At 36.4% G+C, this 12,581-nt stretch carries 10 protein-coding genes; 1 reads left to right on the top strand and 9 read right to left on the bottom strand.

Going from position 1 to position 12,581, the window contains the following annotated elements; translation table 11 throughout:
- Positions 1 to 313 precede the first annotated feature (313 nt).
- Together groL and RBU59_RS19215 are read right to left on the bottom strand one after the other, a co-directional pair.
- Entirely contained in the window at positions 314 to 1,936 is a 1,623-nt protein-coding gene (gene groL / locus RBU59_RS19220) for a chaperonin GroEL (RefSeq protein WP_308144095.1), read from the bottom strand.
- Between the two features lie 34 nt (positions 1,937 to 1,970).
- On the bottom strand, positions 1,971 to 2,258 hold the full coding sequence (locus RBU59_RS19215; protein ID WP_308144094.1) for a co-chaperone GroES: 288 nt from the start codon (positions 2,256 to 2,258) through the stop codon (positions 1,971 to 1,973).
- A 467-nt stretch (positions 2,259 to 2,725) separates the two neighbouring features.
- Here RBU59_RS19215 and RBU59_RS19210 point away from each other — a divergent pair, with 467 nt between their 5' ends.
- The gene (locus tag RBU59_RS19210) at positions 2,726 to 3,472 is read left to right on the top strand and encodes a DUF6062 family protein (protein WP_308144093.1); all 747 of its coding nucleotides are present in this window, start codon (positions 2,726 to 2,728) and stop codon (positions 3,470 to 3,472) included.
- A gap of 234 nt (positions 3,473 to 3,706) precedes the next feature.
- Here the strand turns inward: RBU59_RS19210 and RBU59_RS19205 are convergent, their stop codons facing one another.
- The 7 genes from RBU59_RS19205 to ltrA form a co-directional block, all read right to left on the bottom strand.
- Complete coding sequence (locus tag RBU59_RS19205; RefSeq protein WP_308144092.1) at positions 3,707 to 4,552, bottom strand: DUF2225 domain-containing protein; 846 nt, start codon at positions 4,550 to 4,552, stop codon at positions 3,707 to 3,709.
- A 13-nt stretch (positions 4,553 to 4,565) separates the two neighbouring features.
- A complete protein-coding gene (locus tag RBU59_RS19200) occupies positions 4,566 to 6,290 on the bottom strand; it encodes a glutamine--tRNA ligase/YqeY domain fusion protein (protein WP_308144091.1) in 1,725 nt (574 codons plus the stop codon).
- Between the two features lie 259 nt (positions 6,291 to 6,549).
- A complete protein-coding gene (locus tag RBU59_RS19195; RefSeq protein ID WP_308144090.1) occupies positions 6,550 to 6,825 on the bottom strand; it encodes a hypothetical protein in 276 nt (91 codons plus the stop codon).
- Between the two features lie 106 nt (positions 6,826 to 6,931).
- Positions 6,932 to 7,993: a histidinol-phosphate transaminase gene (hisC, locus tag RBU59_RS19190; RefSeq protein ID WP_308144089.1), complete on the bottom strand. Its 1,062-nt coding sequence runs from the start codon at positions 7,991 to 7,993 to the stop codon at positions 6,932 to 6,934.
- A 129-nt stretch (positions 7,994 to 8,122) separates the two neighbouring features.
- Complete coding sequence (locus tag RBU59_RS19185) at positions 8,123 to 9,313, bottom strand: pyridoxal phosphate-dependent aminotransferase (protein WP_308144088.1); 1,191 nt, start codon at positions 9,311 to 9,313, stop codon at positions 8,123 to 8,125.
- A gap of 141 nt (positions 9,314 to 9,454) precedes the next feature.
- Positions 9,455 to 10,747 carry a LysM peptidoglycan-binding domain-containing protein gene (locus RBU59_RS19180; RefSeq protein WP_308144087.1) on the bottom strand — a complete coding sequence of 431 codons (1,293 nt, stop codon included), beginning with the start codon at positions 10,745 to 10,747 and terminating at the stop codon, positions 9,455 to 9,457.
- 225 nt (positions 10,748 to 10,972) lie between these two features.
- Positions 10,973 to 12,277: a group II intron reverse transcriptase/maturase gene (ltrA, locus tag RBU59_RS19175; protein WP_308144086.1), complete on the bottom strand. Its 1,305-nt coding sequence runs from the start codon at positions 12,275 to 12,277 to the stop codon at positions 10,973 to 10,975.
- Between the last annotated feature and the right edge of the window lie 304 nt (positions 12,278 to 12,581).

Genomic DNA, 12,581 nt, shown 5'->3' with positions numbered 1-12,581 from the left:
GGTTTACGTTTACCATTTGGGCTTTGGTTTGTCTAGCAACCTTACCCACCTAATCGCCTTATCAAGTTTCTGTACGTAGGCTCAAGAACTTTGCTACACCACTTCCTTCATCCATACCATTACTGATACCAACTTGTGGTTCGCTACACTTGGCGGTAAATACCCGCGACTGGACTTGCACCAGTTAGATTAGTGCCATGCTTGGCACACTAGAAAAAGTTCCAAGTATTAATTTTTAATATCTTGGAACTTTTCTCTATTCTTTATTTCATTTTAAATTATTCTTAGTAATGTCTGTGTTAACAAAACGAAATTACATCATTCCCATTCCGCCTGCTCCTGCCGGCATAGCAGGTTCATTGGATTTAATATTAGCCACAACAGATTCTGTTGTTAATAATGTAGATGCAACACTGGTTGCATTCTGAAGTGCACTTCTGGTAACTTTAGCAGGATCAAGGATACCGGAAGAAACCATATCAACATATTCTTCTTTTAATGCATCAAATCCCATTCCAGCCTTTTGTTCTTTTACTTTACTTGTTACTACAGAACCCTCTAAACCAGCATTCGCTACGATACAGTATAAAGGAGATTCCAGTGCTTTTAATATAATGTTAGCACCGGTTTTTTCATCCCCTTCTAATTCAGCTGCTAATTTAGCAACTTCTTTGGAAGCATGAATGTAAGCAGATCCACCACCTGCAACGATACCCTCTTCAACAGCTGCTCTGGTAGCTGCAAGAGCGTCTTCCATACGAAGTTTCTTCTCTTTCATTTCTGTTTCTGTAGCAGCACCAACACGGATAACAGCTACACCGCCTGCAAGTTTAGCAAGTCTTTCCTGTAATTTTTCTTTATCAAATTCAGAGGTTGTTTCTTCGATCTGGGCTCTGATCTGTGCAATTCTTGCATTGATTTCTTTTTTCTCACCCTCACCGTCAACAATGATAGTGTTTTCTTTTTGTACTTTAACAGATTTCGCACGTCCTAACTGATCCATAGTAACTTCTTTTAAGTCTAATCCTAATTCATCAGAAATTACGGTACCGCCTGTTAAGATAGCAATATCCTGAAGCATAGCTTTTCTTCTGTCACCATAACCAGGAGCTTTAACAGCTACTACTGTAAATGTTCCTTTTAATTTATTGATAATTAATGTAGTTAAAGCTTCACCTTCTACATCTTCAGCAATAATTAATAACCTTGCGCCGGTTTGAACAATCTGCTCCAATACAGGGAGGATTTCCTGAATATTAGAGATTTTTTTATCAGTAATTAAGATGTAAGGATTATCTAAGTTAGCTTCCATTTTATCCATATCAGTTGCCATGTATGCAGATACATAACCTCTGTCAAACTGCATACCTTCTACTAAATCCAATTCTGTTTTCATCGTCTTGGATTCTTCAATCGTAATAACACCGTCATTGGACACCTTTTCCATAGCGTCCGCAACCATTTCACCAACGGAATCATCTCCTGCAGAAATTGCTGCTACTCTGGCGATTTGTGCCTTACCGGTTAAGGTGGAACTCATCTTACTGATAGCTTCTACTGCACAATCAGTAGCTTTTTGCATACCTTTTCTTAAGATAATAGGATTAGCACCTGCTGCTAAATTCTTGATACCTTCATTGATCATAGCTTGAGCTAAGACAGTAGCTGTAGTTGTTCCATCACCTGCTACGTCATTGGTTTTTGTAGCAACTTCTTTTACTAACTGTGCTCCCATATTTTCAAATGCGTCTTCTAATTCAATTTCCTTCGCAATAGTAACACCGTCATTGGTAATTAAAGGAGCTCCAAAAGATTTATCTAATACTACATTTCTTCCTTTTGGTCCTAATGTAACTTTTACTGTATTTGCCAACTGATTAACGCCAGATTCTAATGCTGCTCTGGCTTCTGCACCATATTTAATTTCCTTTGCCATAATAATTGCCTCCTATAATGATATTTTTAAATCCTTAGTCTTCCACAACAGCTACAATATCGTTTTGTTTTACAACAATAAATTCATCATCGCCTAATTTTACTTCAGTTCCGGCATACTTGGAATAAATAACTTTATCCCCTGCTTTCACATGCATAGAAACTTCTTTACCATCTACCACACCGCCAGGGCCAACTGCAATTACTTCAGCCTGTTGAGGTTTTTCCTTCGCCTGACCTGGTAAAACGATACCAGATTTTGTTGTTTCTTCAGCTACTAATTGCTTTAAAACTACTTTGTCTCCTAATGGTACTAACTTCATATCATTTTCCTCCTTATAAATAAATTATTTAAGATTAAAAGGCTTATGTTTAAAGACATCCCTAAGGGTAAGTCCCTTACTTATTATTAGCACTCGGTTAAGTTGAGTGCTAACTGATAAACTATATATTAGTAAATTTGCTTTTATTATGCAAATTTACTTCTGTTTAAAAAGTAAGAGAAACAGCCTTTAATTTTACTAATTCTAATCTATAGTCTCTTTATCTCATTATTTCTCACTTTTTTATAATTTGACAATCAGAAAATAGCAATTAATTAAAACATACCCATAATTTATAGAATCATACCCATTTCAATATGTTTTTTTCACAAGTCAACGTCTCCTATGAAACCCGGATAAACCAGCTTCCTCTATACCATTGCTAAGAAGTAAACCCTATGCTATAATAAATGAAAAAAACATGCGGGAAACTAATAATATCAGAGTTTCTTGCAATGGGAGTAAAAATGAAAGAAAAGTTATATACCATACCGGTAAATGACGCATTTCAAGCAGATAGTGAATGCCCTATCTGTCTAATGAAAAGAACATTAGAAGATAATGCGATCGATTTTGTAATGGGTCCAAGTTATATGGAAGATGACGTTAGAGCTGAAACAGATAAAATCGGTTTCTGTGGTTTTCATATTGAAAAATTATATAAAAATCAGAACCGACTGGGTCTGGCGCTCATGCTTAAAACTCACATGGATAAAACCATTAAAGATATAGAAAAATCGGCACCAGGAAGCAGTAAATTATCTTCTCCTTCCTTATTTAAAAGAAAAGCAGAAATATCCGGAGTCAAAACATATATTGATAACTTAGATCATTCCTGCTATATCTGCGATAAAATCAACAATACATTTTTACGTTATATCGATACCATATTCTCACTTTATCAAAATGATGACCAGTTTCGTAGTAAATTTATACATTCAAAAGGGTTTTGTACCTCTCATTACGGACTTCTGCACCAGGAAGCTTCCAATCATTTTAATGCCGATAAAACTGAAGAATTCAGGAAAACTTTAGATACAATCTATTTAGATAATATGAAACGAGTTCGGGATGACTTAGAATGGTTTATAGATAAATTTGACTATCGTTATGTAAATGAACCCTGGAAAAATTCAAAAGATGCACTCCAAAGGTCTATGGTAAAAACAAACAGTATACTACACGAAAGCCTGATGTCCAAACAAGAGGGTTAAATTATAAGAAAGTGCCTGGCTTGCCAGACTCCAGCCTGACGTGCTGTCACGACAGTGACATCTTCCTTAAGCGCATCATGTGCATCCTGCCTGGAAGGTTTTTTATGCAATAGGACGCAATTTCCTTTTGCATAAAAAGCCGGCACGTTACGTAATCCCTGGTATAAACAAACCGGATAAACACCCTATCCCATGTTTTATCCGGTTATATAAATTCCCAGCTATTCAACTAAATTAATTTTGTTTTAACAGTTCTTTTAATTCTCTGGCTTTTGTTTTAATTCTTTCATTAGCATCTCTGGCAGTAAGTACTTTTGATATCCATCTGCTGGATTCTCCATATTTTCCTACTCTTCTGGCTAAATCTGCAACTAAATAGGTCATTGTATTTTCATCCATTCCACACATAGGGAACATTTCTTTTGAAAAAGCTTCCAGAAAGCCATCATAGGCATTGGACAAAAACTCCAGTTCTTCCTTCTGCAGTTCATCAATCTGTGCTTTCACCTCGGCACCATTACTTTCTGTCATCAGACTCTCTGCTTTCCCTCGCAGCAGCCAAGCTGTTTTTAAACAGGTATAAGCGCGTTCACTTAACTTACTTTTTTTAACGATGGTATTAACGAGCGCAAGCTTATGCCTTGCTATGGCTTCATCATACGTAAATGCTTCTCCCTCCGTTTTTATTCCCTTAAAAGAAGCCGAAATCTGTTCCTTTATCAGTTTTGCCTGGACCGATGTCATATAATTATAAAAGCGGTTTAAAGCCGAATATCCGCAATGCGGGCATACTATCGCATCATATTTAAGGGAATCCACAAGCTGATACTTCGGTCTTAAATCCGTATCTGCCGAAATAAGTTTAACTTTACCGGTTTTTACTGTTTTCGCCTTAAACTCTTTGTCGCAAACCGGACAAGTGTAACTTTTGTCAAATATTAAGTCTGCTTCTACTATTTTCTTTTCTTCTGCTTCCGTTCCGTCACCGGGTTTTTTACTTTTATCCTCTGCTGCGTATACTTCCAAATTAGACATCTTGCCAAGTCCAAAGGCTTCCAGTCCTGAAAATAAATTAGCCATTCTTCTTCCTCCTCTATTCGGGTTTGTAGGAACTCTTAAGTGATACAATCCTGTTAAATACCAATTGCTCCGGTTTTGAATCTTTCGAATCAACGCAGAAGTAACCATGTCTTAAAAATTGATAACTGTCATAAGCTTTTGCACTCTCAACACTTGGTTCTATATAACACTCTTTTAAAACAGTAATGGAATTTGGATTCAAATTAACACTGCCGTCTTCCTTGTATACACCCTTTTCCTCATCCACTATATTTTCATATAAGCGAACTTCCGCTTTTACTGCCGCCCGCGCAGATACCCAATGGATCGTACCTTTTACTTTACGCCCTGTAAAACCACTTCCGCTTTTTGTTTCAGGATCATAGGTACAATGGATTTCAGTCACTTTACCGCTTGCATCCGTAATATAGTCCGTGCAGGTTACAAAATATGCATGCATTAAACGTACTTCATTTCCAGGATATAAACGAAAATATTTCTTTGGCGGTTCAATCATAAAGTCCTGTCTGTCGATATACAATTCTCGGCTAAACGGAACTTTTCTAAGTCCCATCGCTTCATTTTCCTGATTGTTCGGTACATCTACATATTCTGTCTGGTCTTTAGGATAATTGGTTATTACTAATTTAACCGGATCCAATACTGCCATTACTCTGGATTTTTTCAATTTTAAATCTTCCCTGATACAATACTCAAGCATAGAGTAGTCAACGGAACTTTGACTTTTGGATACACCGCATAATTCCATAAACATCTTTATGGATTCCGGAGTAAACCCTCTTCTGCGTAAAGCACTGATGGAAACTAATCTAGGATCATCCCAGCCGTCTACGATTCCCTCTTCTACTAATTTCTTAATGTATCTTTTACCGGTAATTACATTGGTTAAATACATTTTGGCAAATTCGATCTGCTTCGGAGGATTCACATATTCTAATTCTTTTACTACCCAGTCATATAAAGGTCTGTGGTCTTCAAATTCCAGTGTGCAAATAGAATGGGTTACTCCCTCTATGGCATCTTCTATGGGATGAGCAAAGTCATACATAGGATAAATACACCATTTATCACCGGTATTGTGATGCGTCATCCTGGCAATGCGGTAAATAATGGGATCCCTCATATTAATGTTAGGGGATGCCATATCTATCTTAGCACGTAATACCTTTGATCCATCCGGATATTCCCCATTTTTCATTGCCACAAATAATTCCAGATTTTCTTCAATGGTTCTATCCCTGTAAGGGCTGTTTTTACCAGGTTCTGTTAGGGTACCGCGATACTCTCGGATTTCCTCCGGGGTAAGCTCGCACACATAAGCCTTTCCCTTTTTTATCAACTTGATTGCACCCTCATACATTTGTTCAAAATAATCAGAAGCAAAAAATAATCGGTCTTCAAATTCACCGCCAATCCATTTAACATCGGCAATAATAGATTCTACGAACTCCGTTTTCTCTTTGGTTGGATTGGTATCATCAAATCTTAAATTAAATTTACCGCCATATTTTTTTGCCAATCCGTTATTAAGTAAAATAGACTTAGCATGTCCAATATGAAGATACCCGTTAGGCTCCGGTGGGAATCTTGTCATTACTGTGGTACAATTCCCCTCTCTGATATCCTTTTCAATAATTTGCTCTATAAAATTTTTAGAAGTGGATTCTTTATCCGACTGCACATCCGTGTCATTATTTGTATTTGAATTAAGTTCTAGCCCTATGCCTTCCTTATCCATGGCAATTCCTCCTTAAAAGCAGTGTATTTTCATAAGCTATATAATACCACAATTGTATTTATTAGTCAAAGCAGGTAAACAATATTATTAGTATGAAATATAATACATAATGCAGCCTATTATATCTTTCTATCCTTTTATTTATACCCCATGGGGCAAAATTACTACAAATATTCAGGACAAAAATCTGGCAAACAAACGCTCCCACACAGAAGAAAAGCCTTTCCTGATTATCTTAGGAAAGGCAAAAGTAATTTAATTAATTATTATAAAAAATATGTCCGCCCAGAACAACATGAACGGAATATTTCTCTTCCAGGCTGCTGCTATCACCGCTGAAATACAGGTAATCCCCAATATTATTTTCACCCTCCAGTGCAGCTTTTGCGGCTTTGATCGACTCTTCCATATTATCTTTCTCGTACGTATTTTGATATTTCTTTGAGTCATATAAATATAATGCTTTTCCAAAGGGACTTGTTCCTTTGTCATCTTTTATGATAACACTGAACTGTACACCCTTTTGAACAAACAAATTATAGCTGCCTTTATTTTATTAATTCAATTTGTTAATATTTCAATAAAAAAACTGTTAACTTTTACCTGTTAATAAATAATAACAAATGTAATTATACCATAATCTATTTTCGGTTTATAATTTGCTCAAGAGCTTTTAATAATTGTTTCATTTCTTCATCGGTACCTATGGTGATACGGAGATAATTATTAATCCCTGGTTTATTAAAGTACCTGACAAAAACATTCTCCTTCCTAAGTGCATTAAATAGTTCTACTGCCGGAAAGTATTTATGAGAAGCGAAAATAAAATTGGTTTTAGAATCGGGAAAAGTAAATTCTAATCTCTTCATCTCTTCTTTCACCCATTCTCTGGTTTTCATGATTTTTTCAAGGGTTTCCTTAAAATAAGCCTCGTCTCTGACTGCTTCCACACCATAATATAATGAAGTCTGATTCATGGTATACGAATTATAGGAATATTTCACATCGTTTATCGCTTTGATCAGTATCGGATTACCCATTGCATAACCGATTCTCATACCTGCCATGGAACGGGATTTGGAGAAAGTCTGAACAACTAAAAGGTTATCAAATTCTTTAATGAGTTCCAGGGAACTTCTACCTCCAAAGTCAATATATGCTTCATCTACGATAACAATAGAATCCTGATTATGTTCTAATATATCCCGGATAAAATCCTCACCCTCATAAATAGAGGTGGGCGCATTGGGATTAGCTATAACAATTCCGCCGTTCTCTCTGTAATAATCTTCTTTTCTAATTCTAAAATTAGCATCAAGAGCCGGCTGTTCGTAAGGAATACGGAACAAATCTGCCCAGACATCATAAAACGAGTAGGTTATATCCGGAAACAAAATAGGTTTATCCGAATTAAAAAATGTCATAAATGCCATAGCTAATACATCATCCGAACCCACACCCACAAAAACCTGGCTCTCTTCCAGTTTATAATAATCTGCAAGTGCCTTTATCAATAATTTAGCTTTGGGGTCAGGGTATAATTTTAAACGTTCCATTTTAAATTCCCTAATCGCTTTTTGTACACCCGGTGCCGGAGGATATGGATTCTCATTGGTATTGAGTTTAATCATATTTGGTGAATCAGGTTGTTCACCCGGTGTATACGGAACAACTTTCCTGATATTATTTTCCCATGCTTTCATAGTAATCTCCTCTTCCTGTATTTGTTTCTACAGCTCACTTGCATAATGAAACCTATCTAAAATATTTACTTACGGGCCACCGGTTTAAACTTGTGATTGCAATAAATATGCTTATTCGATTCCTTTTGCTTATTTATTTATATATTCATCAGCTAACTTCTTAAAGCCCTCCAGGGATCCTAAAATGGTTTTATAATCCACACAATAAGCGATGCGGCAGTAACCGGGGCATCCAAAGGAAGAACCGGGTACGATGAGGATATTATACTTTTTAGCTGCCGCGGCAAACGCTTTATCATCTTCCTCCAAAGCTTTTACAAATAAATAAAATGCACCTTCCGGTTTTACGCAGGTATAGCCGTAATCAATTAAGCTATTATATAATAACTCACGGTTACGGTTGTAGACGGATACATCTACTTCCGAATCCAGACATTTTGCTACTACTCGCTGTAGTAGAGACGGTGCGTTTACGAATCCTAAAATTCTGGTTGCCACATTCGCCGCTGCAGTTATATCGGCAAAATCATCCACTTCCTTAGGAATTACCAGATAGCCGATTCTCTCCCCCGGAAGAGATAAGGATTTACTGAAAGAGTAACCCACTATAGTATTCTTATAATATTTTGTAAGATAAGGGACTTCTATCTCATCATAAACCAATTCCCTGTACGGTTCATCGGAAATCAAATAGATAGAGGTATTGAATTCTGTTTGTTTTCTTCTTAAAATATCAGAAAGAGCTATAATCGTCTCTTCAGAATATACTACTCCTGTAGGATTATTTGGAGTATTGATAATAACCGCTTTTGTCTTTGGCGTTATTTTCTCTTCAAATTCAGCCAGATTCGGCTGGAAATTAATTGTGTTGGGGCTTACAATTACCAGTTCTCCGTCAAAGTTGCTTACGTAATTTCGGTATTCTCCAAAAAAAGGTGCAAATGTAATAACTTCATCCCCTGGGTTTAGCAAGGTCTTTAATATTACATTAAGTCCGCCGGCGGCACCTACGGTCATGATTATATTTTCTTCCCCGAACGAGGTTTTAAACTTTTTATTAATTGAGTTGGCTATTGCTCTCCTGACATCTTCATATCCGGAGTTATTCATATATCCGTGGACTAAATTAGCACTTTCTTCATTAATCGTCTCTATAACCGCGTCTTTTACTGTCCTGGGGGGTTCCACACTGGGATTTCCCAAACTGAAATCATATACATTCTCAGCGCCGTAAATGGAAGCAAGTCTTTTACCTTCTTCAAACATAGCCCGGATAACAGAACTATTTTGTACTAATCCAATCATCTTATTTGATATCATAACCGTATCCTCTTTTCTTAATTTATACCATCTAATTTTGATTAGTATAGCATAGTAACGTACTAAATTGCAAGACTGATAATGAAAGAAAATAGCTGACAGCTTTATGTTAATTTAAATTATGATGCAAAAATTTTAAAATTAAAACTCAGGTAAATATTTTAGGATCTCATACTGACTATTAATTACCATCCATAGCTGAGTGAAATATTGCATGATATTCCATATGCCTGTGCCTGTTATGTCTTTTTCCAAGGTTAATTCAATTAGTGTATTAATTGTAACGGCATTTATAAACCACACTTTATGCTGTGTTTTATCATTTGGATCCTCATAATAATAATAAGGAGTCTGAGATATTTCATCAAATTCAATGTTTGCTCCGACATTACGTGCAAGAACTATTACAGAGTCAAGTGTCAGTGCGCTGGCTCTGGAGAAACCAGGTACATAGGGAAGCTCCCAATCGTAACCAATGGTCGGGATACCAACGAATATTTTTTCTGATGGTATTTGTGTCAGGACATAATCCAGAAAAATGCTTGTAGCATTAATAGAGCTTACCGGCGACGGAGGACCAAAATTAAAGCCCCATTTATATTGGAGAAATAGTGTCGCGTCCACTTCACTGCCAATCTCAGTATAATTAATAGTTTCAAATGTAATATCATTATTACTCATATCAAGCTTGGGATTAATTGTTATCACCGATAAATAACCCTCCTGTTTTAACCGTTCAGATAAATTTTGGGTATACCGATTAAAAAGTTCCTGATTGGCAGCAGTAATAAATTGAGCTGATATATTTACTCCGGAATATCCTTTTTCTCTTACAATTTTTAATACATTATCAAACAGCCTGTTTTGAATATCTTCACTAATTAAGACATCATAGGTCAATTCTAAATCTACCTCACCTTGAACTGTCAGGGTTGTCATAAGCATGAAAGGAAGAACTCCGTATTCCTTGGCTATTCGTATAATATCCGTATCATCATAGTTACTGATTACCTCCCCGTTTTGTGCTGTTCTGTAATTAAAGATGGTGAGGTAGGACAGATATGGCAATGTTTTTCTTAAGGTCTTTCTATCAATAAAAGTATTAGTATATCCATGGGTAGATACTCTTCCCGTACGATTATAGCTGATCGCCAACTCCTCGCCCGGATAAATATATTCCATATCCGATATAAACGGATTATTCCTCAGCAATTCACCTACTGTTATATTATTGGAAGCAGCAATTTCCTCCAGCGTATCTCCTTCTTTAACATAATAGGTTTTATCGGGAAATAAAATAATTATGTTCTCTCCTGGTACCAGCATATACGGGTCGGGCATTTCATTATCTCTTATTAATTTGGCAGTAGAAACTCCATATTTTTGTGCAATAGTGTAAATGGTATCTCCAGGCTGTACTACATATATTTCCATACAATCCTCAGACAACTTTTTATTGCATTATATGAGCTTAAAATGACTATGTGATTATTAGTAACTTATTAAAAGGCTTTTTATTATGGGAATTTATTCGGATATACAAGGTGGCTTAACCGCGATAATTATAAGCTGGCTCTATAATAGGGTAGAGAAATAATGGTTAACATTATTTCCCTCCCGTTGAACCGTACATACGGGTCACGTATACGGCTCTACAACTTATATTCCAACTTTTCTTAGATAATAATTTAAAGGATTGAGCAAACCTGCATTGTCCTTTATTTTGTTTTCAAGCAAATCTGGGCTGATAATAAAATTCACTACGTTCATTCCACTTCTTCTGTACCAACCCAGTCTTGAATTTGCAACTTTATAGATTGCCTCATGGTCGAATCCATTCTTATTTTTTCGATTTAGATAACATAAATTTCTGTATATCGTCTTAGGCATTTTCCATTGTTTTATAACAATTACTCTTATTTTATGCCTAAGCCATGTTCCAAACTCTTCCATGAACTGTTTCATCATTCCGATTCTGAAATAGTTAATCCATCCTCTTACTATTTCATTCACTCTCTTTGTTGTTTCCGCAAGCGGTCGTGAAATCGCTTTGTTTCTTTTGAGGTATTCACTCATTTTCTGTTTCAGTTTCTTTTTCTTCTCTGTGGTTGGTTTCACTTTCCATTCGCCACCATGTTTCAGAAATGTAAATCCTAGATATTTACTCCTTGTCGGTCTGACTACCTTAGTCTTTGTTGCATTCACCTTTAGGAACAGCTTTCTTTCAATCCACTCTGTTATGGACTTCATCACTCTGTTTGCCGCCAATTCACTTCTCGTGAATATCAATGCATCGTCGGCATATCTCGTGAAACGCAGACCTCTTTGTTCCAGCTCTTTATCTAGCTTATCAAGGTAGACGTTCGACAACACAACCGACAACGGTCCGCCTTGTGGAACACCGGTGATTGTTGCTTTTTCCAGTCCTTTTTCCATTACTCCTGCTCTTAAATATTTGCGAATCAGATTTAATGTTGTACTGTCATTTACTTGTTCTCTAAGAATCTGAATTAATTTGTCATGATTCACCGTATCAAAGAATTGTTCTATATCAACATCAATGACCCATTCATATCCCTCATTAAGATAATCCAATGCTTGCTTTATAGCGTTATGGCAACTTCTTCCAGGTCTGAACCCATAACTGAATTCACTAAATATTTCTTCATAAATATCAGATATCGATTGTGCAATGGCTTGTTGTATCACTCTGTCCAAAACCGTTGGTATTCCCAGTGGTCTTTTCTTCCCATTATCCTTTGGAATGTATGCTCTACGCACTGGCTTGGGCATATAGGTTCTGTTTCGAATTGACTGTACGATTGTGTCTTTATTTTCTCTGATGTATGCACCAAGTTCATCTACAGTCATTCCATCTACTCCACTTGCACCTTTATTCGCCACCACCTTTTTATAGGCTCTGTTTAGGTTTTCTTTCGATGTAATCATATCTATTAATTCCACTGTTGTTACTCCTCTGCTTATTACTAAATTTATACACATCACCCCTCTGGATATAGATAATTGTCATTGGTTACGTTCCTACTTTCTTTATCCATCCGATTTCTGGCTTGCGTATTATTCTCTTAATAACGATTTGTACTATAAATCGTTTCAGTCCTTCGGTTATTACACCTACTATAACTTCATCTGACTCCCTCCCTAAACCTTTTTCGACCACATCTATGATATGTGGGTAGGGTCTCCCAAGGTAAGACACTAATCTTTCGTTCCACAACCTCTTGATTTACAACTTCGGTTTACGTTT

The sequence above is a fragment of the Anaerocolumna sp. MB42-C2 genome (assembly GCF_030913705.1).
Lineage (GTDB): Bacteria > Bacillota > Clostridia > Lachnospirales > Lachnospiraceae > Anaerocolumna.
The sequence above is the reverse complement of the archived record's forward strand: the minus strand, read 5'-3'. Positions and strand labels throughout refer to the sequence as shown.